The sequence below is a fragment of the Hymenobacter nivis genome (genome assembly GCF_003149515.1).
Classification (GTDB): domain Bacteria; phylum Bacteroidota; class Bacteroidia; order Cytophagales; family Hymenobacteraceae; genus Hymenobacter; species Hymenobacter nivis.
In genome coordinates, this window is record NZ_CP029145.1 from 915,903 (window position 1) to 939,233 (window position 23,331).

The 23,331-nt window shown below is 65.8% G+C and carries 20 protein-coding genes and 5 pseudogenes; 11 read left to right on the forward strand and 14 right to left on the reverse strand.

Annotated elements, in window-relative coordinates; translation table 11 throughout:
- The first annotated feature begins 22 nt into the window (after window positions 1-22).
- Complete coding sequence (locus DDQ68_RS03940) at window positions 23-778, forward strand: IS3 family transposase (protein WP_109655042.1); 756 nt, start codon at window positions 23-25, stop codon at window positions 776-778.
- Between the two features lie 129 nt (window positions 779-907).
- On the opposite strand, the gene DDQ68_RS03945 is transcribed toward DDQ68_RS03940, so the two are convergent.
- The 3 genes and pseudogenes from DDQ68_RS03945 to DDQ68_RS03955 form a co-directional block, all read right to left on the reverse strand.
- Entirely contained in the window at window positions 908-1,333 is a 426-nt protein-coding gene (locus DDQ68_RS03945; RefSeq protein WP_162549810.1) for a transposase family protein, read from the reverse strand.
- An 8-nt stretch (window positions 1,334-1,341) separates the two neighbouring features.
- Window positions 1,342-1,806 (reverse strand): hypothetical protein, encoded by a 465-nt coding sequence (locus tag DDQ68_RS03950; protein WP_109655045.1) that lies wholly within the window; start codon window positions 1,804-1,806, stop codon window positions 1,342-1,344.
- Between the two features lie 120 nt (window positions 1,807-1,926).
- Window positions 1,927-2,911, reverse strand: a pseudogene (locus DDQ68_RS03955) (IS701 family transposase).
- Window positions 2,912-3,149: 238 nt separating this feature from the next.
- Between DDQ68_RS03955 and DDQ68_RS23680 the strand changes: the two are divergent.
- The 4 genes and pseudogenes from DDQ68_RS23680 to DDQ68_RS03975 all read left to right on the forward strand — a co-directional run.
- Window positions 3,150-3,227, forward strand: a pseudogene (locus tag DDQ68_RS23680) (hypothetical protein); the annotation flags it as partial.
- A 305-nt stretch (window positions 3,228-3,532) separates the two neighbouring features.
- A pseudogene (locus DDQ68_RS24610) lies at window positions 3,533-3,622 on the forward strand (hypothetical protein); the annotation flags it as partial.
- Window positions 3,623-3,695: 73 nt separating this feature from the next.
- Window positions 3,696-3,992 carry an energy transducer TonB gene (locus DDQ68_RS23685; RefSeq protein WP_245897278.1) on the forward strand — a complete coding sequence of 99 codons (297 nt, stop codon included), beginning with the start codon at window positions 3,696-3,698 and terminating at the stop codon, window positions 3,990-3,992.
- 9 nt (window positions 3,993-4,001) lie between these two features.
- Window positions 4,002-4,304, forward strand: coding sequence for a hypothetical protein (locus tag DDQ68_RS03975; protein ID WP_109655052.1), 303 nt, complete (start codon window positions 4,002-4,004; stop codon window positions 4,302-4,304).
- 527 nt (window positions 4,305-4,831) lie between these two features.
- Here the strand turns inward: DDQ68_RS03975 and DDQ68_RS22510 are convergent.
- From DDQ68_RS22510 to DDQ68_RS23690, 5 genes and pseudogenes are all read right to left on the reverse strand, one after another.
- Window positions 4,832-5,635, reverse strand: coding sequence for a hypothetical protein (locus DDQ68_RS22510; RefSeq protein ID WP_162549814.1), 804 nt, complete (start codon window positions 5,633-5,635; stop codon window positions 4,832-4,834).
- 370 nt (window positions 5,636-6,005) lie between these two features.
- Window positions 6,006-6,524: an acyl-CoA thioesterase gene (locus tag DDQ68_RS03985; RefSeq protein WP_109655056.1), complete on the reverse strand. Its 519-nt coding sequence runs from the start codon at window positions 6,522-6,524 to the stop codon at window positions 6,006-6,008.
- Between the two features lie 139 nt (window positions 6,525-6,663).
- A complete protein-coding gene (locus DDQ68_RS03990; protein WP_109655057.1) occupies window positions 6,664-7,758 on the reverse strand; it encodes a PKD domain-containing protein in 1,095 nt (364 codons plus the stop codon).
- Window positions 7,759-7,813: 55 nt separating this feature from the next.
- Window positions 7,814-7,996: pseudogene (locus tag DDQ68_RS24615) on the reverse strand (malectin domain-containing carbohydrate-binding protein); the annotation flags it as partial.
- Window positions 7,912-9,357: a PQQ-dependent sugar dehydrogenase family protein gene (locus DDQ68_RS23690; protein WP_245897280.1), complete on the reverse strand. Its 1,446-nt coding sequence runs from the start codon at window positions 9,355-9,357 to the stop codon at window positions 7,912-7,914. The gene DDQ68_RS23690 and the pseudogene DDQ68_RS24615, both read right to left, overlap by 85 nt.
- A gap of 339 nt (window positions 9,358-9,696) precedes the next feature.
- On the opposite strand from DDQ68_RS23690, the gene DDQ68_RS04000 reads away from it, so the two are divergent.
- Both DDQ68_RS04000 and DDQ68_RS22515 read left to right on the forward strand, forming a co-directional pair.
- Window positions 9,697-11,442, forward strand: a complete 1,746-nt coding sequence (locus tag DDQ68_RS04000) for a chitobiase/beta-hexosaminidase C-terminal domain-containing protein (protein ID WP_162549815.1) — start codon at window positions 9,697-9,699, stop codon at window positions 11,440-11,442.
- Between the two features lie 5 nt (window positions 11,443-11,447).
- A complete protein-coding gene (locus DDQ68_RS22515) occupies window positions 11,448-11,942 on the forward strand; it encodes a hypothetical protein (protein ID WP_162549816.1) in 495 nt (164 codons plus the stop codon).
- 135 nt (window positions 11,943-12,077) lie between these two features.
- Here the strand turns inward: DDQ68_RS22515 and DDQ68_RS23695 are convergent.
- The 3 genes and pseudogenes from DDQ68_RS23695 to DDQ68_RS04015 form a co-directional block, all read right to left on the reverse strand.
- Window positions 12,078-12,182 (reverse strand): annotated as a pseudogene (locus DDQ68_RS23695) (acyl-CoA thioesterase); the annotation flags it as partial.
- Between the two features lie 49 nt (window positions 12,183-12,231).
- Window positions 12,232-13,224, reverse strand: a complete 993-nt coding sequence (locus DDQ68_RS04010) for a TlpA family protein disulfide reductase (RefSeq protein WP_109655061.1) — start codon at window positions 13,222-13,224, stop codon at window positions 12,232-12,234.
- 219 nt (window positions 13,225-13,443) lie between these two features.
- A complete protein-coding gene (locus tag DDQ68_RS04015) occupies window positions 13,444-14,136 on the reverse strand; it encodes a protein-L-isoaspartate(D-aspartate) O-methyltransferase (protein ID WP_109655063.1) in 693 nt (230 codons plus the stop codon).
- 124 nt (window positions 14,137-14,260) lie between these two features.
- On the opposite strand from DDQ68_RS04015, the gene DDQ68_RS04020 reads away from it, so the two are divergent.
- The 3 genes from DDQ68_RS04020 to DDQ68_RS04030 all read left to right on the forward strand — a co-directional run bounded on the left by DDQ68_RS04020 (window position 14,261) and on the right by DDQ68_RS04030 (window position 16,658).
- Complete coding sequence (locus tag DDQ68_RS04020; RefSeq protein ID WP_109655065.1) at window positions 14,261-15,682, forward strand: sugar transferase; 1,422 nt, start codon at window positions 14,261-14,263, stop codon at window positions 15,680-15,682.
- A gap of 119 nt (window positions 15,683-15,801) precedes the next feature.
- Entirely contained in the window at window positions 15,802-16,392 is a 591-nt protein-coding gene (locus DDQ68_RS04025; RefSeq protein WP_109655067.1) for a riboflavin synthase, read from the forward strand.
- Between the two features lie 68 nt (window positions 16,393-16,460).
- Window positions 16,461-16,658 (forward strand): hypothetical protein, encoded by a 198-nt coding sequence (locus DDQ68_RS04030; RefSeq protein ID WP_109655069.1) that lies wholly within the window; start codon window positions 16,461-16,463, stop codon window positions 16,656-16,658.
- A 255-nt stretch (window positions 16,659-16,913) separates the two neighbouring features.
- Here the strand turns inward: DDQ68_RS04030 and DDQ68_RS04035 are convergent, their stop codons facing one another.
- On the reverse strand, window positions 16,914-17,504 hold the full coding sequence (locus tag DDQ68_RS04035) for a phosphatase PAP2 family protein (protein WP_109655071.1): 591 nt from the start codon (window positions 17,502-17,504) through the stop codon (window positions 16,914-16,916).
- Window positions 17,497-18,471, reverse strand: coding sequence for an oxygen-dependent coproporphyrinogen oxidase (gene hemF, locus DDQ68_RS04040; protein ID WP_342767433.1), 975 nt, complete (start codon window positions 18,469-18,471; stop codon window positions 17,497-17,499). Before hemF ends, DDQ68_RS04035 begins: the two co-directional genes overlap by 8 nt.
- A gap of 67 nt (window positions 18,472-18,538) precedes the next feature.
- Between hemF and DDQ68_RS04045 the strand changes: the two genes are divergently transcribed.
- Window positions 18,539-20,728 (forward strand): thiamine pyrophosphate-dependent enzyme, encoded by a 2,190-nt coding sequence (locus tag DDQ68_RS04045; RefSeq protein WP_109655073.1) that lies wholly within the window; start codon window positions 18,539-18,541, stop codon window positions 20,726-20,728.
- Between the two features lie 184 nt (window positions 20,729-20,912).
- On the opposite strand, the gene DDQ68_RS04050 is transcribed toward DDQ68_RS04045, so the two are convergent.
- Window positions 20,913-23,324, reverse strand: a complete 2,412-nt coding sequence (locus DDQ68_RS04050; protein WP_162549817.1) for a TonB-dependent receptor — start codon at window positions 23,322-23,324, stop codon at window positions 20,913-20,915.
- Between the last annotated feature and the right edge of the window lie 7 nt (window positions 23,325-23,331).

Genomic DNA, 23,331 nt, shown 5'->3' on the forward strand with positions numbered 1-23,331 from the left:
CCACCGCCCGGCGTGCGCGCTCGTGGGCCTGGCCCGCGGCAGCTACGCCCCGCCCCCAGGTGGGGGCCGTGGGGGAATTCAACCCGCTGAGGACGTACTTGTTGCCCGGCTGCGGGCACTAGTGAAGCGGCACGGTGGCTGGGGCTTTTGGAAATACTACTACCACCTGCGCAAACTACGGGTCGTGGTCAATCACAAGTGCCTGTGGCGTATCTATCAACTCATGAACTTGCAATTCGGCAAGCGGCGGAAAAAGAAACGCCTGCCCGAGCGGGTAAAACGGCCCCTGGAAGTGCCCACGCAGCCCAACGTGTGCTGGTCCTTAGACTTTATGAGCGATGCGCTGACCGGTGGCCGCCGCTTCCGCACCCTGAACGTAATCGAGGACTGGAACTGGGAAGTGCTCGGCATCGAGGTCGATTTTTCGCTGTCCGCCACGCGGGTCGTCGCCTTGCTCACTATGCTGGTCCACCGCCACGGCATCCCGGCCCGCATCCGGGTCGATAATGGTCCGGAGCTTATCAGCCAGGTGCTCCAGGCCTGGTGTCAGGCCCAGGGGATTGACTTGCACTGGATTCAGCCCGCGAGTCCGATGCAAAACGCCTACATTGAACGCTTTAACGGCTCTTTTCGCAGGGATCTGCTCAACGCCTACCTCTTCACCAGCCTGCGCCAGGTGCGCGAACAATGCCAGCGTTGGCAGTACGATTACAACCACCTGCGGCCCCATCAGGCCCTTAACTTCTTAACGCCCATCGAGTTTCGACAAGCTGCCTGACCTCTAGTTTTGACTGGCTTACTTTGAAGGGGAGCTTACAGTAGGCCAGTGGGCCCAGGCCCAGCAGGCAGAGCGCCACCAGCAGCAGGACGCGCAGGATAAGCAGCTTATTACTAGAGCTTGTGCGGATTACTTGTCAAGATTCGTGCGCCCGTGTGCGAGGTGAGCCCGGTGCGGGCTGCGCACGCGCAGGTTGTGCAGGCCGCAGGCTACCACCACGACCGTATCACGAAACCAGTCGCCGCGCACCCGCACTTTGTCGCGGACCATGCGCAAGCGCTTGATGCCGCTGTGAACGTGTTCAATGACTACCCGCAAGGGGCTTAACATTTGGTTGTAAATAAGTTGTGAAAACGTCAACCCCCCTTTCGGGGGCTTCTTGTGGGGCATTCCCACCACGACCCCGGCCGGGGCGGGGCCCAGCAGGCCCAAATCCTGCCGCAGCACACTGCCCACCGGCAAGTGCAAGGGGTGCTCGGCGGCTATTTTTTTGTCGTGCGTCCGCCCGGATTCGGTGGGCGAGAGGTAGTGCAGGTACTGCGTGTCGTCGCACAAGGTGTTGTTCAGGGCGTGGACTTTTTTTTGGCGCTGTATTCCGCTTCCTGGCCGGCCCGATCCACGTTGCGGGGAATACCGCACGCCACCCCGTCGCAGGTGAAAACCTGGTCGGGGTGCGCGGCCAGGCGCTGGGCCAGCGGGGCCCCGTCGCGCACAGGCAACAGGTGCCGGGCGGCCAGTGCCTGGTTGAGTACGCCGAGCAACGGACCCGCCAGGCGGCTGACGCGGGTCGGCGAGAGGCCGAAGCTGGCGGCCTGGGGCTGCTGCAAGGAATTGGTTTTGGGGTAGGTGAGCAAGAAGAAAAGCTTCGTGTCGGTGCCGGGCAAGGTGGCGTTGGCACGCTCCCCGTGCGCCGGGATGCGCCGCCGTTCGCCATCGAGGGTGTGGTAGCGGTGGTAGCGTTCCCAGCGGGGGGCAAAATCGGTGCGCAACGCGTCAAATTCGGTGGGCAGCAGACTGGTCAAGGCCAAAAACTGCGTCGGCCGCTCGCGCAGAGCTAAGTAATCCGTGCCGCAAAATACGACCTCGCCGCACGCATTAGTGCAGCTAAATTTGCCGCATTAACACTAATATAGGACTTACGCACTCGACTACACAAGTGCTGGAATGAGCGGTTTTTGGAGCAACTGCCGCAGGTAGGGTGCCCCTTGCTGTTGGTGGGCTTGATAAATGGTTTGCCCCATCCGGCGGGCGTGTTGGCGGAGCGATACCCAAGTCATGTAGCAACAAGTCAAATGGTTGCGCTGTGCTGCGGCCTTGCGGCACTGGCACTTCTCCGACCTTGAAGCTGCGGTGAAACTCCTCTATCTGCCAGCGTAGCTGCACGGCCTCAATGACTATTTCACGGGTCAGATGAGCGGCCAAGTGGTTAGTCATGACCCATTCCATGTCGCCGTTCGTGGCCACCAGCTTGAAGCGCTTTATCCCAAAGGGCACTTCTTTGAGGCGTACTTCCACGCCCTGGCCCCAGCCCCGGGGCGGCGGTTCGAGCGTATCGAGGCCTTGGTAGCCGCTTGCTTGGGCCAGGCTCACCAACCGGTTGCTTCTCAGGGTCGTGAAAAACGTCCAGCCCGCGCGGTGCATGCGCTTCAAATGGGTGCTGCCCGCGTACCAGGAATCGAATAAAATCGTGCGGGCCAGCAGCTTGTCTTCCGCCACCACCTGGTCAACCATGGCCAGGAAGTGGTCGTTTTTCGTCTGCCCGTCGGTATCGGGGGCGTAGACGCGGTAGTCCAGGGGTAAAAAATCGCCCGCCTCCCCGCTGCTGTGCACCCGGTAGACCAGCCCGATGCCGGTGACCATGCCGTGCACGTTGCCCTGGCGCTTGGCCACGTCGATGAAGCGGCCGTAGCGCTTGTCTTGGACGCTGTCGTCCACGAGCAGAAAGGCCTCGGGCGAATCGTGGAGCAAGGGCAGAACCAGCTCGCGCAACTAATTGACCGGCAGTTTACTTGTGCGCAAGAACCGGTTTGCCTGGTCGTGGCTCACGTCGGGCAGATGGGCCGCCAAATGCGTACAGGTGTAGTTCGTGGGCGTACTGAGCAGGTACTCGATGGAAGTGGTTTGAGTCAGCATGAGCGCGCGCTTTTGCCTAAATTACCTCAAAGTGCGTAAGTCCTATTAACATAAACTGTTTACCAACGGGTACTTAATGTTGAGCAAATGCTCACGCCGCCCATTGGCGGGGGCATAGCCAGCGTCGCGGTGGCCATTTAAGGAGCAGCTGGTATATTTCGCCGAAGTCCGATAGGGCAAGGTGGAGGGCCGGGTATTCATCTCCTTTGTCATCAGCACCACGGGCGAAGTGAAGGACGTGAAAGTGCTGAAGGGCCTCAGTGCCAGCTGCGACGAAGCTGCCGTGAACGCTGTGAAGGTGCTGCCCCGCTTTATCCCCGGCAAGCAAAACGGCCGCCCCGTGGCGGTGGCGTTCACTGTGCCGGTTGCGTTCAAGGAGCCCGACCCGGGGGCCCCACCGGACCTGGGGCCGCCCCGGCGGGGCCCCCAGCCGGCATCTACACCTACGTGGAGCAAATGCCCGCGCTGCCTAACGCCAAGGCAGCGGCCCCGGGCAAGGTATCCGAAACTATGGAGGAAAAGCTGAGCGGGGCGTATGCCGCTGGCTAGGTCACCGTGCTGGCTGCCGTGCAAAAAGCCCTGGTGCTGCCGGCCGGAGTGCTCGACGGCCGCTCCGAAGGTATGGTACAGGCCAGATTCGTGGTGGCGGTCATCGGCGAGGTAACCGACCCAAAAATCATTCAGGGCCTGTGCCCGGCCCGCGATGCGGCCGTGCTGGCCGCCGTGCGCAAGCTGCTGCGCTTCGTGCCTGGCAAGCAAAACGGCCGTGCCCGTATCCCTGAATGTGCCCGTAGTCCTACGTTCGCCCAACCACGTGTACCGCAGCTACGAAGCGCCCACGCGCGCTGCTTTCCCGGCCCCCGGCCTCTACGATTTTCTGCGGCGCAACGCCCGAGTGCCCACCGTGATGGCCGCCGAAAACCTGCGGGGCCGCGTCCGGGTCGATTTCGTTGTGCGAGCCAATGGCAAGGTGGACGCCGCCGAAGCCAAAAGCCACCTCTGCGCCAGCTGCGACGCCGAGGCGCTGCGCCTCGTGCGGGCCTTTCCGGCCTGGGTCCCGGCCCGCGCCGCCGGCGGCTAGCCCGTGGTCATGCACCAGTTCGTTGAGATTTTACTGCCGCTGCCCAACTCCGATGCCCGGCTTACCGATGCCGGAAAGGTGTACACCTACGTTTCGCAAATGCCCGCGCTACCCGATGGCAGCCGCGATTTTCCGGCGGCCATCGGGCGGGCGCTGCGCTATTCCGACGCGGTGCGGCGCAAAAATATTGCCGGCATTGTCGCGGTGGAGTTTGCGGTGGAGTTCGCGGTGGAGGCCGGCGGCCTGGTGCGCCGGCCCTGCATCACCCGCCCCCTCTGCGTAAGCTGCGACCAAGCAGTGCGGTGGCCCTGAGCCGCTTGTGGGTCTTCACGCCCGGCCGCCAAAACGACCAGAACGTGCCCGTGCAGGTGCAGGCCGTGGTGAAGTTTGAGCCCGCGCCCGCGCCCAAGAAATAGGGCCCCGGCTTGGCAAGCAAAAAGCCCGTCTGGTAGCAGCTTGTCCTTACCCAAATCTTTCGCCGGCATATTTGGATGTTGCGTCAAGGTCTTTTTTGCTAATTAATGCAGTTTTCAGGTTCGTGTACCGTCTGGTCGTTGCTGGTCCACCAGCCTTTTAAGCCGGCTGAACGCTTGTCGTCAAGGAGAACAAATAAAGGCTAGGCAACCGGTCGGCCGGCTGAAAAAGCCGGCGGGCCGGACCGTACACGGACCTGAAAACTGCTCTAACGTCATCCAGAAAGCAGCAAAATGAGTAGGGAACCGCCCAAAAGAACTCTTCCGGGCATGTGGCCAGAAGGGCTTTCGAGACTTGGGTAAGGACAAGCTGATAGCAGGCGGGCCTTTTTGTAGCTGAGCGTTCACGCCCGGGGCCCTAAAACCTTACCCCAAAAACATGCGTTGCAGGCCCGGCCAGAGGCGCTTTTTCAGGCTTACGTCGTACTCCACCATCTCAATTTCGGCGGCGGCCAAGTAGGAGAGGCCCTGGGCGGCGAATTGCACGGGCTCGTAAATCTGGGTGTTGCGCACGGCGATGTCGAGCAAGTTGCGGCCAAAGGCCACAACTTGCGTGGCGGCCAGTTCGCGGCGCAGGCTGCTGAGTGCCACCGGCAGGTGCGATTCTACGTTCACCAGCACTACGTCGGCCATCACCAGCCCCAACGCCTGCAACATCTTGTTGAGGAACACGTTGCGGTGCAGCTTGTGGAACTGGTCGGGCGGTAGGCGCACCAGCAGCACCACGCCGTCGGCCCGGCTGCCCAGCGTGGTGAAGGGCGTGAGCTGGGCCGGCGGCACCATTGGCCCAGTGGTTGCCGGGGCCCCAGCGCCCGCTACCGGGCGTGCCGGCCCGGCGTCCGGCGCCGCTGTGGGTTGCGCCGGGGGCAATACCGGCGCCGTTGCTGAGGCCGCTACTGGGGCGGGCGGTACCGGTACCGCGGGCGCTCCCGGGGCCCCGGGTACCGGCGCAACCTGGGCGGCGGCCACCTGGGCCGCGGGCACGGCGAGTGGCGCTGCTGTGGCCGCTGCGGGCAGCCGCGCTGGCGGGACTGGCATGACCGGCGGCGGTGAAGTGGCTGTTTCGGGCGCGGCGGCAGGAGCCCCGGCTACGGCAGCGGGCTCGGCTGGTACGTAGAGCGTGACGTTGGTATAGAAATTCTGGAGGAAAGCCAGGGTTTCGGCAGACATGGCAGGGCTTAGAACAGTTTTCGGGTTGGGGTACTATGCGGCCCGACGGCGCAGGCTTCAGGCCGGTTGTTATGCGCGCTGCCTGCGCCAGTCACACGGCCACTATTTCTACGGCAACCGGTCGGATGCCTCCGGCGTCGGACCGGAGCGGGTACCCCAACCTGAAAACCGCTGTGGTTGTCAGTTGCGCATGGGCAGTTGTTGGTGAGCCTATAAAGCACTGATCGACAACTAATAACCTGCTTGCTTTTCTACGGCTACTCAGTTTTCACCTGCGCATTATTTAGTTGCGCTTTGGCATTTGCGCGTTGGTAGTCAATGTGCTATCCATTCATTACCAATTGACAACCGGTAACTGACAAAAAAAGCGCTATTCCAGCGCAAACAAGGCTTTTAGCTCCTGGGCTTCGGTGGGCTTCATGCGGCCGGCCAGTACCAGGCGCAGCTGCCGGCGGCGCAGGGCCCCGTCGAACAAGGCAATTTCCTCGGGGGTTTCGGGCACGGCTTCGGGCACATCGATGGGCCGGCCCGACTGGTCGACGGCCACGAAGGTGAAGAACGCCTCGTTGGTTTTGAACTTGGTGCCGTTGGGAATGTCCTCGGCCCACACGTCGATGTGCACCTCCATGCTGGAGGCGAACGCCCGCGTGACCTGGGCCTGGAGCGTGACCACGTTGCCGAGCCGGATGGCGTCGCGGAACGACACGTTGTCGACCGAGGCCGTGACCACGATGCGGTTGGAGTGCTTTTGGGCAGCAATGGCGGCGGCGATGTCCATCAGGTGCATCATGCGGCCGCCCATCAGGTTGTTGAGCGTGTTGGTGTCATTGGGCAGCACCAGCTCGGTCATGATGACGAACGAGTCGGCGACGGGCTTTTGCTTACGCATTGTTCTGGAAGAAGGAAGAAAAAAGGTAATAGTGGAGCGAATCGCCCGCACAAAGGTAGGGCCCCGGTTTAGCGGGGCCCTACCTTGGCATGAGTGAAAAGCGCACGGCCTGGCCGTTACCGGCGCTCTAGCTTGAGGACTAGAGCGTGGGCCCCGGGGAAACCAGGCGCAGGTAGTACACGCCGGGGGCCTGCATCTCGGCCGAGAAGTCAAAGGCTAAACCAAGGGCGGCGGCTTCCCGCGGGCGGGTGCCTTGGATTAGTACCGCGCCGGTGGCCGACATCAAGGCGTAGGTTACCTCGCCAGCCCGTGCCGCCGGCAAGGCCACGGTGAACCGGCCGTCGGCCGAGGGGTTGGGGTAAGCCCGGGGTGGCTCGGCCACCGTCAAATCGGGCACCACCACTGGGGGGGTATGCTTCGCCGCAGCGGTAGCGGCGGCTTGCTGCACAACGGTGAAGTTGACGGTGAGGGCGGTGCCAGCCGCGCCGGTACCGCCGGGCCCGGCGTAGGGCGTAGCCGTGAGCTTGTAGCTGCCCACCGCCGGTATCCAAGCCGCGTAGCTCCCATTGGCGTCGCCGAACAGGGCGTAGGGGGCCGTGGTTTCGGTCTGGGTCCGGGCTTGGGCGCCACTCAGGGTGAAGACGACGCTGCCCACCGCCGCGGGGTTGGTGTTGGCCCGCACGTTGAGTCCTGCGGCGGGCAAAGCCGCCAGGTTGAGCACGGCCCCATCGGCCAGGGGTTGCAGGTCGGGCCCGGTACCGGTGCTCACCAGTGTGAAACTCGCCAACCGCGACCCGCCCGCAGGGAGAGGGGGGTTGACGGTGACGGTGGTGGTGCTGGGGGCGCTGGGGGTGCCGAGGTTGTCGGTGACGACGAGGGCGAAGACGTAGGTACCGGGGGCCAGGCCGCTGACGGTGGGGGCGGCCACGGCCGTATTGGGGCTGAAGGTGGCCGGGGCCCCGGCGGGGCCGCTGGCCTGGGCCCAGGCGTAGGCGGCGACGGTGGCGCCGGGGGCCCCGGCGCCACCGTCGCCGGTGAGGGCTGCGCTGGTGGCGGGCAGGGTAAGGTCCTGGACGGGCCCGGCGCTGGCCACCGGTGGGGCGGTGGCGGCGGACTGGCCCAGGACCTCGATGGCCGAGACTTTGGACTGGTCGAGGCCGCCGGGGTTGCGGGCGGAGAAGTCGAGGTTGAGCACGCCGTCGGCGACGGCGAAGGTCTCGGTGGTGGCCGTCATGGGCCCCCGCTTTTCGGTAAATATCGCAAGCGCTCAAGACCTTGGTGCCCTCGGCCGACACGTCGAAAACGCGCTGGCCGGGGCCTGTCCAGTAGATTTCGGCGAAGTGGAGCACGAGCGTGTAGGCGCCGTTGGCCAGGGGCAGGGCGTAGCTCAGCAGCCCGTTGGTGCCGTAGCGCCCGCTTTGGTAGAGGCCCGCGTCGGCGGTGCCGGTGATGGCCGCGTTCGTGGCGTACACGTTGCCGGGGGCGTAGTACCGGTCGGCGGCGAAGGGGCCGCGCGCGGTGGCCAGTCGGCGGGCAGCGGGGTCGGCCCCGTTTTGCTGCTGCGCCACACGCCCGTCGTGCCGTTGGAGGTGTAGAGGCCCGCGCCGGCCGGGTTGGCCCTGGTGGGATCGGGGTGCCCTCCGTAGTAGCTGCCCGGCGTATACGAACCGAGGCTGCCGATGTAGTGCAGGCCGTCCAGGTTGTTCACCGGGCCTTCGGTGGCGGTGGCGGTGGTCGAGCCCGGCTCGCCCACGGCGTAGTTGTTGGTGACATTGGCCGTGCCTTCGTTGGGCGGGTAGCCGCCCCACCCCTGGTTGGCCCCATTGTCGATGGTGTACATCTTCCGGGTCTTAGTGATGACGAGGTCGTAGGGGTTGCGGAAGCCCGGCGAATACACCTGCACGGGGCCGCCCGGCACAATCTTGGCCTGGTTCAATCCGTTGTTGCCGCCGAACGGATCGAAAGGGTCGGAGCCATTGGCGGCGTTCACCCGGTCCGGGTCGTCCAGCGTGGGCAGGTCGTACTTGTAGGCGGTGTTGCCGCTGCCCTTGGTCGGCAGGGCGTTGATGGCCGTCAGGTTGACGGACAGGATCGCCGCCGACAGGACAAACTCGCAGGCGTAGTCGAAGTTGACGGAAGGCGACCCCGCATTGGTATTCCCGCCCTGCGCCACGTACAGGGTGTTGGTTACCGGGTCTAACTGCATCCCGTTCGTGGAGTGGTTCTCTTCGGAGCGGGGCAGGCCCCGCACCAAATCAATCTTGGCCCACGTGCCGCCGCTGCGGGTGAGCTGGGAAATGACGCCGGAGTTGGTGTCGAGCGCGGTTTTCCCGCCGGGGCCCCCGATGCGGCTGCCGCTCGACGTTACGTACAGCAGCGGGGCGGCGGCGGTGCCCATCACCAGCAGGCCCGTCACTTGGCGCACGGCCACGGCCGGGTTGGGCAGGCCGTTATCGTCGTGGTTCGGGATCTGGTTGATCAGGTCCATGGTTTCCGTGGCCGTCACGGCGTAGTCGTTGGCCTTGTTGCGCTTCACGGTGAAGACCTTGATCAGCCCGTCTTGCTGGGCCACGTACAGGCGGCCATCCGGCCCAAACTGCAGCGAGGTTGGGTTGGTCAAGGCCGCGCCGCTCAGGTCGTTCGGCGTGAAGTTGAAGGCGGCCGGGGCCTGGGTCCGGGCCGGCTGGGGAGCAGCGCCGCGCCGCCAGCCCCGGCCAAAACCAGCAGCATGGTAAACGTTGCCTTTAGGGCTTGCGTGCAGGCGTAGAGCATTTGTTTCATGGCAGCTTGTTTGTGGTAGTTGGAAGCGTGGCAGGCAGGGATGGGCAGGCAAGGGAGAAAGGGCCCAAAAACAATCCGAACCCATGCTTCAGCTGGGTCATCGCCGTTGCACGAGCTGAGCCTTATTACTGCAATTTAAATAATATATTATTTAATATATTATTGATAGTCAATATTATGCGACCATAAAATAAATTTATTTTATGGTCGCTCTGGTAAGGATTGCCTTAGCGGAGCGGGGAAGGATTGCGTATCTTGTAACGTATAATATTTTATATATATTTATGTTAATAAATTGATCTAGCCAACCCGCAGCCGGGGCCCCGGCCGCACTAGCGCGTTTCCCCATCCTTTTGCCTGCTGGCCATAAAAAAACTTCTACTTCTTCTTGTTGCTTGCCTGGCTCGTGTTTCCCGGGGCCGTCCGGGGCCAGGACGTAACGTTTTCCAGCACGCGCGGCTTCTACGACGCGCCGTTTCAGCTCGCGTTGAGCACGGGCTTGGCGGGCGGCCGCGTATGCTACACCACCGACGGCTCGGTGCCCACGCCCACCGCCGGCACCCTGTACGCGGGCCCCATCGCCCTGACCACTACCAGCGTAGTGCGCGCCGTGGCCTACGCTGGGGCCGTGGCGACGCCCGTGGCCACCCACTCGTACTTGTTTCTGAACGACGTGCTGCGCCAGCCCAAAACTGTGGCGGGGTGGCCCAACCACGCGTATGCGCTGGGGGCGGGCACGGCCACGGCCGTGCACGACTACGAGATGGACCCGAACGTGGTGAACGCCCCGGCCTACCGCGCGGCCGCCAAAACGGGCCTCACGGTCATCCCCACCATGTCGCTGGTGCTGAACAAGGACGATTTCTGGGACCTGTACGAGGGCGATGCGTCGCACCCCACGTCGGTAGAGGTATTTTACCCCGATGGGGCCAGGGAGCAGTTCAACTGCGCCCTGGGGCCCCATAGCACCAACCGCCTCAAACGCTCGCTGGCCCTGGGTTTCAGCACCCGCGTGGCGACCCAGCTGCTGCAAAAAGCGCCCTTCAACGGCCCCGGCACGGCCACGACATTTAAGGACACTAAAATTGTGCTGCGCGCGGGCAACAACCGGTCCTGGGCCCGCAACTGGAACCCCGACCGCACCGCCTACACCCACGACGAGTGGTACCGCGAGTCGCAGCAGGCTATTTCGGGCGAGGGCGGCCGCGGCACCTTTGTGCACCTCTACGTCAACGGCCTGTACTGGGGCCTCTACAACCCGGTGGAGCGTACCGACGAGGGCATGCTGGCCAACTACTTCGGCGGGGCCAATGCGGACTGGATGGCCCTCGACCAGGACAGCATCCGCAGCGGCGACGGCACCCGCTTCAACTACCTCACCACCACGCTCGTGAACCAGGACCTGCGGGTGCCGGCCAACTATGCCCAGTTCCAGCAGTACCTGGACGTAACCAAGTTTTGCGATTACCTCATCCTGACCTGGATGGCCGGCATGGGCGACTGGCCCAACAACAACTTCCACGGCGCCAACCGCAACGCCCCGGCCCAGCCGTTTTGGTACAGTGCCTGGGACTGCGAGTGGTCGTGGGACGTGACCAACGGCTCGAACCTGGGGGCCTGGGTGCATCCCGAGTTCCGGGTGGCCACGCCGGGCACCTCCACGCTGGCCAAGCTCTGGCACGCGGCCCGGCGCAACCTCGCCTTCCTGCAGCTCTTCGCCGACCGCGTGTATCGCAACTGCTTCAACGCCGGCGGGCTGACCGACGCCGCCGCCCGCGCCCGCTGGGCCCGGGTCAACAACTTTATTCAAACGGCCATCGTCGACGAATCGGCCCGCTGGGGCGATGCGCTGGGCGACGGCGTGACGCGCACGCGCGACGGCTACTGGGCCCCGGAAGTAGCCTGCGTCGATGGGCTAATGAACGGCAACGTGGCCCGGTTGGTGGCGGCGCTGGTGGCCGAGGGCTACTACCCCACGGTGGGGGCCCCCGGCTTTGGGCAGGAGGGCGGCGCGGTGGCCCCGGGCTTTGCCCTCGTGCTCACCAACCCTAACGCGGGGGGCACCGTGTACTACACCACCGATGGCACCGACCCCGCAACCGCCGCCGGGGCCGCCGGCGCTACGCCGGCCCCGTAGGCAGCGTGGTCTTCGCCCTAAGTGGCGCCCAGGCCCGGGCCCAAACCGAAACCGTGGCCCCCTACGCTCTGTTCGGCGACACCAATGGCTCTCACGTGCCGTGGACGCCGGCGCTGGGGGCTTATAAACTCACGGCCACGCCCTACGCCGGGCCCAGCGGCACAGGTGGCGCCGGCATTCCCCTCACCGTCAGCTTCTCCATCGTGGCCACTCCGGCGGCCCGGGGCGGGGCGCCGGCGGTAGCCGCGGCGGTGGTTTACCCCAACCCGTCCGGCGACGGCCGGGTGGTGGTGGCGTTACCCGAGGCATTTGCCGGCGAGGTCACCTACGCGTTGGTGTCGGCCATGGGCGCGCGGGTAGCAACTGGCACATTTGCCTGCCCGGGGCCCGGGGGCACGCAGGCGCTGGATTTTTCCGGGCACATGCCGGCCGCCGGCGTTTACAACTTGTACTTGACAGGGGGGCAGGCCCAAGCGCACCTCAAGTTGCTCCGCCGTTAGCCCTGCCGCCCCCGCTTTTTTGGAGATATCTTTTTGGAGCAGGGGTAATTTTGCGCGGCGTCGCTCCGACGTTTTGGTCCCGAACCAGGTAAGTAGAAATGAAATGGCGGAGCAATATAATCGGGGCGCGGGTGCAAGGCTGCGGCCGCCCATTAAGTTGTTGAGCGTGTTGGTGTCGTTTGGTAGCACCAGCCCGGTCATGATGACGAACGAGTCGGCGACGGGCTTTTGCTTGCGCATCAGGCGGCGGGGTAAAGGGCGAAGTGAGGCCGCAAATACCGGGCAGTCGTTACGGGCCCGGCACCAGCATTTTCAGTTTCGCTTCGACGGGCCCCAGCTCGTTGGCGCGCTCCACCACCACCACGCCTTGCTGGTCGAGCAACAGGTAGGTGGGGAAGGCCGTGATGTTGTACTGCGCAATCACGCCTTCCTCGCCCTTTAGCTCGGATAATTGGGTCCAGTTGGCCTGGTGTTTTCGGATGGCCTGGTGTTTTCGGATGGCCTGCTGCCACTGGGGCTTGTCGTCCGCATTTTCCATCCCGATGCCGACCACCGCCAGCTGCCGGGCGTACCGGGCCTGCACCTCCTTGAGGTGGGGCATTGATGCAATGCACGGCCCGCACCAGTGGCCCCAGAAATCGAGCAGCACCAGCTGCCCCTTGAAGCGACTCAGGGGCACGGCCACGCCGGCCGTGTCGGGGATGGTGAAGGCCGGGGCCGGGCGGCCCACCACGGGCTGGTTGCGCAGCGCCACCAGCCGCCGGGCCACTTTGCGGCCCTGTGCGCTGGCCTGCACGGCCGGCGCGAGGCCGCGCAGCAGCTGCTCATACGCGGCCACGGGCAGGTCGTCGTACATCGTTTGCATGTAAAGTAAGTCGGCGCTGGTGCGGGCCTGGGCGTGGGTTTTCACGAAGGCCAGGGTGGGCCGCTGCGCAAGCTTGCGCAAGGCCAGGGCCGAGTCGGGGTGGGCGATGCGGCGCCGCTCGAAGGGCCAGCTAATTTCCTGCTCGGATTGGGTGAGCAGGTCGTTTTCTGGCGTACCGCGTACGGCAATTTCGCCGGGCACGGCCAGGGCCCCGGCCAACGTGAGGGCCCCCGGCTCGGCCCAAAAGGTGGTGACGCGCCACGGTACAAGCTTCAGGTAGCATGTGCCGTCGTCCGTCGGCGGCACGGTGTAGCGGAAGCGGCCGCCCGTGGCGCGCACCGTGTAGCGGAAGCGGCCGCCCGTGGCGCGCACCGTGTCGCGGTGCTGCCGGCCGTGCTGCTCGTAAACGAACACCACTGGCTTATTGCCCAGGCCTTTAATGTTGCCGCTTACCTGGTACGGGTGCGGCGTTTGGGCCCCGACGGCGGCGGCTCCCAGCAGCGCGCAAAGGGTGGCGGCCTTCAGTATAAGTTGTTGGCTGATAGAAGTAAATCCCGATATAAGTAACGCCGGATTTTGTTGACAGCCGGTGGGCCAAGCCCCGAAATGCCTTTGCCGAGGCCCTACCTGGCGGCTTTACTGCCAGCCACCGGCCCCGAGCAGGGGCACGAAGCGGGCGGGGGCCAGGTCTTCGCGGGCGAAGGCGTCGGGACCTTCGCGCACCACGCGCACCATGCGCTGTGCCTGCGCCGGGCCCACCGGAATGACGAGCTGTCCGCCCACTGCTAGCTGGCGCAGCAGGGCCGGCGGCAGCCCCGGGGCCCCGGCCGTGACGAGGATGCGGTCGAAGGGCGCGGCCTCGGGCCAGCCCAGCGAGCCGTCGCCGCAGCGCAGCCGCGGGGCGGGGCTCCCGGGCGGCAGCAGGGCCCCCAGCCGCCGCTGGGTGGCGACAAACAGGTTGGCGTTCAGCTCGATGCTGTGCACGTGGGGCGTGAGGCGCAGCAGCACGGCGCACTGGTAGCCCGAGCCGGTGCCCACCTCCAGCACCCGGTGCTGGGGCCCCACCGCCAGCAGCTCCGACTGGTAGGCCACGGTGTAGGGCTGCGAGATGGTTTGGCCCTCGCCGATGGGAAAGGCCTTGTCGTGGTAGGCGTGGGCCTCGAAGGCGGGCTCAAAAAACAGGTGGCGCGGCACGGCCCCCAGCGCGGCCAGCACCCGTTCGTCGCGGATGCCGCGCCCGCGCAGGGCGGCCACCAGGGCCCGGCGCTGGCCGCGGTGGCGGTAGGTGTCGGCGGCGGTAAAAGCGGAATTGGGGGAGGGAAGCGGCACGGGAAAAACGCAAAATAACCGGCCGTGCCGGGTGGGGCCCCGGCTGGCCGGTGGGCCCCGCCGGCGCTACCTTTGGGGCCGCGCAGGGCGTTGGGCCCGCAAAAATACACCCGTTACCCCCTCTGTGCTTCTTCGCCGCCTCCAATACGCCAAGCTTGTGGCCGCCGATTTTTTGGCGGCGCTGCTGGCCTGGGCCGCGTTCTTCGGGCTGCGCAAGTACCTGCTGAATGAGCTGGCGGGCTACCGCTTCACGCAGGAGGCGGCCGCGGCGCTGGCGCTGGCCGCCCTGGCCATTGGCCTGGCCTGGACGGCCCTCTACGCCCTGGCCGGGCAGTACCGCAACGTGTTCCGCAAGTCGCGCCTGTCTGAGGTGCTGCGGTTGCTGCGGGTGTCGGCGCTGGGAGTGGTGGTACTCTTTTTCGTCCTGCTGCTCGACGACCAGGGCGTGAGTAACTACCGCCTCTACTACCGCACGCTGGCGGCTTATTTTCTGCTGCATTTTTCGTTCACGGTTGTGTTGCGCATCGCCGCCGTGCGCAGCGTGCAGGGCCTGGTGCGGCGCGGCGTCATTTACTTCCCCACGCTGCTGGTGGGGGGCAGCGCGCTGGTGCTCGACACGGCCCGCGACCTGGCCCGCACCGGCCGCCACCTGGGCCTGCGCGTGGCGGGCTTCGTGGCCCCCGAAGACGGGCCCGTGGACGGGGCCCTGGCCGCAGCGCTACCCGCCTGCGGCACCTACGGCCAGCTGCCGGCCCTGGTGGGGGCCCTGCGCATCGAGGAGGTCATCATTGCCATCGAGCCCAGCGAGCACCGCCGCATCCAGGAAATCCTCAACCTGCTGGAGGGCAGTGCCGTGCGCATCAGCATCCTGCCCGACCTGTACCAAATCCTGCTGGGCTCGGTGAAGGTGAACCACTCGTTCGGTACTCCGCTCATTGAAATCAAGCAGGATCTGCTGCCGCCCTGGCAGGCGCTCATCAAGCGCTTGTTCGATGTGGCGGCGTCGCTGGGCTTCATGGCGCTGGCCTGGTGGGCGTACGCCATAACGGCCGGCATGGTGCGGCTCTCCTCGCCGGGGCCCGTATTTTACCGGCAGGAGCGCATCGGCAAAAACGGGGTGCCGTTCGCCATCATCAAGTTCCGCTCGATGTACCTCGGCTCGGAGCGCCTGGGGCCCGCGCTCAGCTCCGACCACGACCCGCGCGTGACGCCCTGGGGCCGCTTCATGCGCCGGGTGCGCCTCGATGAGCTGCCCCAGTTCTGGAACGTGCTGCGCGGCGACATGAGCGTGGTGGGGCCCCGGCCCGAGCGCCAGTTTTTCATCGACCAGATTGTGCGCGCCGCGCCCCACTACCGCCACCTGCACCGCGTGCGCCCCGGCCTCACCAGCCTCGGCCAGGTGAAGTACGGCTACGCCGAAACCGTGCCCCAGATGGTCGAGCGCCTCAAATATGATGTGCTTTACATCGAAAACATGAGCCTGGCCATGGACTGCCGGGTGATGCTCTACACGCTGAAAATCATCCTCGAAGGTCGGGGCAAATAACGCTTTGCCGATTGTAGTAATTAAGATATAAGATACTATTTAATAAGCGTTTATCTGCTGAGGCCAAACGAAGGCTTGAATTAACTGTTACCCGGGCACGTTCCCTATTAAAAGCAACCATGTTTACCGGAATTATTGAAGCCCTGGGCACCGTGGTAGCGGTGGCCGCCGACGGCACCAACCGCCAGTTCACCGTGCAGTCGCCGTTTGCAGTGGAGCTAAAAATCGACCAGAGCGTGGCCCACGACGGCGTGTGCCTGACGGTAGTGGCCGTGGACGCGGCCGCCGGCACCCACGTGGTGACGGCCATCGCCGAAACCCTGCGCGTGACCAACCTGGGCCAGTGGGCCCCCGGCCGCAAAATCAACCTGGAGCGCTGCCTGGCCGCCAACGGCCGCTTCGACGGCCACATCGTGCAGGGCCACGTCGACGCCACGGCCGAGTGCGTGGGCATCGAGGACCAAAACGGCTCCTGGATTTTCCGGTTCCGGCACGCCCCGGGCCCCGGCCGCGTCACCGTCGAGAAGGGCTCCATCTGCATCAACGGCACTAGCCTCACCTGCTTCGAGAGCACCGACGATGCTTTTGCGGTGGCCATCATCCCCTACACCTACGAGCACACCGGCTTCCACCAGCTGCAAGTGGGCGAGGTCGTGAACCTGGAGTTCGACATCGTGGGCAAGTACGTGGCCAAGCTGCTGGGCCGCTAGCCGGGGCCCCAAGCGGCGCAACTGCCTGGCTGCACGGCCCGTAAACGGACAAACCAACTCCCCCGGCCATGTCCAGCAAACGCGAAGAAATTGAGCCTACCCCCGGCGACAAGCGCTACATCCGGCGCAACAAAGACGGCGAAATCGAGACGTCCGTCGAACTGCATAAATCCCTTTCGCAAGACGACAAGCACGACGCCAAAAAGACCAGCAAGCCCGGCCAGGGCGACCACGGCGACGGCCACACCGGCAGCCGCAAAAAGTAATACCGGGGCCCCGCAGCATCAGCTACGGGGCTCTGGTGTTAGCCGTTATGCAAAAATTCGTTGTCAGTTATTCGCTTTCTGACAACGAATAACTGACAACTATACTGCTCACGAAGTGGAATGCGAAAACGAAGTAGGGTGCGGGGCTTGTCCCCGCCCGTCCTTGAACGGTTCAGTCGGCTTTCGTTCAACGACGGGTGGGGACAAGCCCCGCACCCTACTTCGTAACGAGCATAACAACGAATAACCAAAGAATCAGGCGCGCCCCAAGGATTCCCAGCGGCCCCGGGGGCCCGTGGACCGGCGGAAAAGCGCCGCGGCGCCCCAGCCCAGGCCGGCGCCGATGAGGGCCCCGCCCAGCACGTCGGTGGGGAAGTGGGCCCCCAGGTAGATGCGGCTGTAGGAGAGGAGGCTGGCCCACAGAAACACCCCCGTTTTCAGGGCCCGGTAGCGGCCGGCGGGCAGCGTGAGGAGCAGGAACACGGCCAGCGCAAAGCCGTTGGCGGCGTGCGACGACATGAAGCCGTATTGGCCGCCGCAGCCGTCGGGTAGGTACAACTGGGCCTCCAGGGCCGGGTTATGGCAGGGCCGCAGGCGGGCAAAAAACGGCTTGAAGAAGCGGCTCGTGATGCTGTCGGCCAGGGCCACGGCCGTGACCACCAGCGGCAGCAGCAGCAGGGCGCGCCGCCGGAAGTGCCAGATGAGCCACCCGATGAGCAGAGCGTAGCACGGAAACCAGACCAGGCGGTTCGAGGCGAAGGTCATCACCGCGTCGAGGGCGGGGCCCCGGGCGTGGTTCACGGCCAGCAGCAACTGGTCGTCGAGAGAAGAGATGGCCCTAAACATGGTTAATCCAATCGACGCCCTTGCGCAGCCAGGTCTGGGTGGTAGCCTCCGGGGTGCCGGGGGCGGGCGGGTGGGGCTGGTAGCTCCAGCCGGTGCGCGGGGGCAGGCTCATGAGGATGGATTCGGTGCGGCCCCCGGTTTCGAGGCCGAAGCGGGTGCCGCGGTCGAAGGCCAGGTTGAACTCGGCGTAGCGGGCCCGGCGGATGGTTTGCCAGGCTTCTTCGGCGGGGCCGAAGGGCAGGGCCTGGTTTTCGGCCATCAGCTCGGTGTAGAAGGGCCCGAACAGTTCGGCCACGTCCTTAATTAGCTGGAATAATTCCTCGGCCGTGCCGTCGGTCCCCACCGTGAGGCGGTCGAAAAAGATGCCGCCCACGCCGCGGGTTTCCTGGCGGTGGGGCAGGTAGAAGTAGTCGTCGGCCCAGCGCGTGAAGCGCGGGTAGTAAGCCGGGTTATGCTGGTCGCACACTGCCTTGAGGCGCTGGTGGAAGCGCCGGGCCTGGGCCTCGTCCACATAAATGGGCGTTAAATCGATGCCGCCGCCGAACCAGGCCTCGCCGTTGCCGGCCTCGAAGTAGCGCACGTTCATGTGGATGATGGGCACGCGCGGGCTGCGCGGGTGCAGTACCAGGCTCACGCCGGTGGCATAGAAGGCGGGGTCGGGCATGTGCAGCTGGCGGGCGGCGGCCTCGCTCATGGCGCCCCACACGGCGGAGAAGCCCACGCCGCCTTTTTCCAGGATGGCGCCGTCTTCCAGTACTTTGCTGCGGCCGCCGCCGCCGCCGGGGCGCTCCCAGGCGTCGGTGCCGAAGCGGGCGGAGCCCCCATCGGCGGCTTCGAGATGGGCGCAGAGGCGGAGCTGAAAATCGGCCAGCCAGGCTTCAATTTCGGGGCGAACGGTGGGGGAGGTGGGCACGGGCAGTACCGGCGCGGGGCCGGGCGGGTGAAACGGCGAAAAGCAGGGGCCCAAAAGTACGGCTACATCCGGTCCGGCCCCGCCGCCCGTACCTTTGGGGGCCCCACCCGCCAACCCCTGTATGCTGTCTCACTCCGCCCCGCTGGCCGTTGCCGCCGAGGACCTCACCCCCGCGATGCTGCGCCGCGCCTACGCCCTGATGCACACCGCTGCCGCCATGGCGGCGCTCTACGAAGACCAGAAAGCCGTGGCCGCCCGCTACGTGCACGCCACCGCCCGCGGCCACGAAGCTGTGCAGCTGGCCGCCGCCTTCCTGCTCGCCGCCACCGACTACGCCGCTCCATACTACCGCGACGATGCCTTCCTGCTGGGCCTGGGCCTGCGGCCCTACGAGCTGATGCTCCAGCTATTAGCCAAGGGCGACGACCCGTTCAGCGGCGGCCGCACCTACTATGCGCACCCCTCGTTGCGGCGGCCGGGGGTGCCCGTCATCCCGCACCAAAGCTCGGCCACGGGCATGCAGGCCATTCCGGCCACCGGCATGGCCCACGCCCTGGCCTACCTCGAAGGGCAGGGCCTGCGCCCGGCCCCCGCCCCGGCCGACGCCGGGGGGGCCAGCGGCGCCTGGCTGCAAGAGGCCCTGCGCCCGCTGCTGGGCACCCGCGCCGACCCCGACGAGGCCCCCGCGCCGCTGCCGCCGCTGGTGCTGTGCTCCATCGGCGACGGGGCCATGACGGAGGGCGAGGTGAGCGAGGCCCTGCAAATGGCCGTGCTGCACCAACTGCCCATCGTGTACCTGGTGCAGGACAACGACTGGGGCATTTCGGCCACCGGCCGCGAGATGCGGGCCATGGACGCCTACGAATTCGCCGCTGGCTTCCCCGGCCTGCACCGCGTGCGGGTGGACGGGGCCGATTTGATTTCCTCCTATAAAGGCCTGGCCGAGGCCTACGCCCACGTGCGCCAGCGCCGGGGCCCCGCCCTGGTGCACGCCAAGTGCCCGCTGCTAGGCCACCACACCAGCGGCGTGCGCCGCGAGTGGTACCGCGGCGACGACCTGGCCCAGCACCAGACCAACGACCCGCTGCCCCGCCTGCACCGCCGCCTGCTGGCCGCCGGCGCCACCGAAACCGAGCTGGCCGCCCTCGCCGCGCAGGCCCAGGCCACCGTGGCCGCCGACTGGGCCCTGGCCCTGGCCGCCCCCAACCCCGACCCGGCCACCTTCGCCGACCATGAGTTCGCCCCGCCCGCTGTGACCGAAGAGGCTGGCGAGCAGGCCCCCGCCGGCGCCGAAAAAGCGCTGATGGTGGACGCCGCCCTGCACGCCGTGGACGATATTCTGGCCGAGTTCCCCGAGGCCCTGTTTTATGGGCAGGACGTGGGCGGTGAGCTGGGCGGCGTGTTCCGCGAGGCGGCGCTGCTGGCTAAAAAGTACGGCGACAAGCGGGTGTTCAACATGCCCATCCAGGAGGCCTATATCGTGGGCAGCACGGCCGGCATGACCGCCGTGGGGGCCCGGCCCATCGTCGAAATCCAGTTCGCCGACTACATCTGGCCCGCCCTGAACCAGCTGGTGGAGGAGCTCAGTAAGAGCTGCTACCTGAGCATGGGCAAGTTCCCGGTGCCGGCCCTGATTCGGGTGCCCATTGGGGCCTATGGCGGCGGGGGACCCTACCACTCGGGCTCCATCGAGAGCATGCTGCTCACCATCCGGGGCATTAAGGTGGTGTACCCCAGCAACGCAGCCGACATGAAGGGGCTGATGCGCGCCGCGTTTCTGGACCCGAACCCGGTGGTTATGCTGGAGCACAAGGGCCTGTACTGGAGCAAGGTGCCCGGCACCGAGGAGGCCAAAACCCTGGAGCCCGCCGCCGGCTACGTCATTCCCTTGGGAAAAGCCGCCGTGGCCCAGGCCGCCGACCCGGCCCAGCTGCGCGGCGGCGGCACGGCCCTGGTCATCGCCTACGGCATGGGCGTGCACTGGGCCCGCACGGCCAGCCGCGACTTCCCCGGCCGCGTCGAAATTCTGGACCTGCGCACCCTCAACCCGCTCGACTTTGCGGGGGTACAGGCCGCCGTGCACCGCCACGGCAAGGTGCTGGTCCTCACCGAAGAGCCGCTTATGAACAGCTTTGCCGAGAGCCTGGCCGGGCGCATCCAGCGCCACTGCTTCATGGTCCTCGACGCGCCCGTGTTCACCCTCGGGGCCGCCAACCTGCCCGCCATCCCCCTCAACGCCGAGCTGGAAAAGATGATGCTGCCAAGCGCCGCCAAAGTAGCCGCGGCGCTTGGGGAGCTGCTGGCGTTTTAAAGCGTTTTTTAGTTGCCCGTTGTGAGTGAGGCCGTCATGCTGAGCGCAGCCGAAGCATCGCTACTGCGCAGGTAGTCCAATCGATTGGGTTTACTGCCGCAGTAGCGATGCTGCGCTGCGCTCAGCATGACGCTATTTTTCTGTGCGATTTTATTCGGGAACGGTTTCAAATACTAATCTACTGCTAGCCGCCAAAGCCGCCGGCGTCGCCTTTGGGCTGGTTTTCGATGGCGCCGGCGGGCTTGTCGTTGCCCAGGAACCAGGAAAGTCCCAGGTAGCCCACGCGCGTTTCGTACTTGGTTTGCAGGTCGGCGGCGAGGCCGCCGGCCGCCAGCTGGGTGTACTGGCGGCGGGTGTTGAACACGTCGCTCACCCGCAGGGTGAGGGCGGCCCGGTCGTGAAACAGGCGCTGGCGCAGGGCCACGTCCACGCCGTACACGGCCAGCAGGCGGCCCTGCGGCACCACCAGCGGGGCCCGGTAGTTGCCGCTGAGCTGCACGGCCAGCGCCTTGGTCGGGCTGAAGGTGCTGAGCAAATATGCCGTGCCGGTGAAGTTGGCGCGGGTGCCGTCGCCGGTGTAGCTGGCCACCTGGCTGCGGTAGAACGAGCCGTTAGCCGTGAGCTTCCACCACGCCGCCAGGGGCCGCGTCAGTGAGATTTCCAGCCCGTAGCTGGCCGTGCGGCCGAAGTTGGCGTAGCTGGTGCGGGCAATGAAATCGGGCTGGCCGCTGAGGCGGGTTGCCAGCGTGTCAATGGTGCGCAGGCTTTGAATGGCTTGGCTGGCGAAACGCCCGAAGAGGGTGGTGCTCAGTGTGGTGGCCTGCCACGCCACCTGGTGGCCCAGCTCCGCGACGTGCACGTACTCGGGGCGCAGGTCGGGGTTGCCCACCGCGTAATTACGGGCATCGAAATAGATGGGCAACGCAATGATTTGCAGGAAATTGGGCCGATTCAGCCGGCGCGAGTAGCTGAGTTGCAGGCGCTGCTCGTGGGGCAGTGTACGGGCCACCGTGGCCGAAGGGAATACGTTAAAAATGCGCTGGCTGGCCGATCCCGTGGGCAGTACCTGCGCTTGCAGTCCCGTGAATTCGGCCCGCAGGCCCGCCTGGTAGTCCCACGCACCGGCTTTCTGCTGGTAATTGCCATAGGCCTGGGGGATAACCTGTTGGTAGTGGTAGCGGTATGAGCCCGCCTCTTGCCGAATGAATTCGACCCCGGCGGCCGGCTGCACCGCGTAATCGGCCGAGCCAGGCGTCACCACAATGTCCGTTTTTACCCCCACCCCCCAGCGGCGCTTGTCGTCCAGCGGGTGCACGTAATCCAGCTGCGCGGAGGGCAGGTGAATGGTCACGTCGAGTAGCTGCTGGCGCGCCTGCCGCGCGTAGCTGGCCGGCCCGTCCAGCACGCGCTGCTCGGTGGTCACCGTGCCGCCGTCCAGGATATAAGTGGCGCTGGCCGTTAGCTCGCGGCCGGCGTGGGCGGCCCAGGTGCGCCGGTAATTACCCGAAATCCGGGCGTTGTAGAGGTTGTCAACCTCCAGGTTCTGGTTTAGGAGGGTAATGGCCGGGCCGGGGCCCCGCGTGAGCCGGGTGGTGAAGTCGCTGGTCTGGTGCAGGTCGTTCTTGTAAAACTCAGTGGCCAGGGTGAAGCGCTGCTGGTCGCTGGGGGCGTACTCCGCGCCCAGGCGCAGGCCCTCGTTGGCCTGGCGGCGGGTGTTCTGGCCAACCTGGTCGGTGCGGGCGGTACGGCCATCCACCGTGGCTACCTGCTGCAAAGCCGAGCTGCCGCGGAACTGATTATTGAGCCCGTCGGCGCTGCCAAAGAAGTTGAATTTGCCTACTTGCCGGTTGAGGTTGAGCGAGGTGCTGTACTTGGCGCGGGTGCCCACCGTGGCCAGGGCCGCACCGTTCCAGCCGGGCTGGGTTTGCTTTTTCTGCACGAGGTTGATGATGCCGCCCGTGCCCTGGGCCGAATACTGGGCCCCCGGGTTGGTGATGATCTCAATGGTTTCGAGGCGGCTGGCGGGCAGCTGGTCGAGGCGCAGGCTGCTGGGCGCGGGCTTGCCGTCGAGGTAAAGCATGACGCTGGAGCTGCCCCGCAGGCTCACCTGCCCGTTGTCGTCCACGGCCACGGCGGGTACTTTCTGGAGCACATCCGCCGCCGTACCGCCCGCGCTGTTCAGGTCCTTCGCTACGTTGAGAACGGTCTTACCCAACTCGTTGATCATTAACGCCCTTTCGCCCTGCACCACCACGCCGCCGAGCCGCACGGCCGCCGGCGCCACCAGCCACTCGCCCAGGCGCACCGCCGGGGCCCCGGCGGGCAGTGCAATGAGCCGGCACGCGGACTGATACCCCAGAGCCTCGGCCCGGAGCAGGTAGGTGTTCGGCGCAATGCCCGCCAGCGCAAACGTGCCGTTTTCAGCTGTTTGGGCGCTTCCCACCAAAGTGGAGTCGGGCAGCCGCAGCAGGATAACGTTGGCAAAAGGCAGCGGCTGGCGCGTGCGCTGGTCCAGCAGCGTGCCGGCTATCTGCCCGGGGCCCTGGGCTGCCGCGGGATGGGCTGACAAGCCAACTACCGCCAGCAAGAAAGCCACGGTCCTT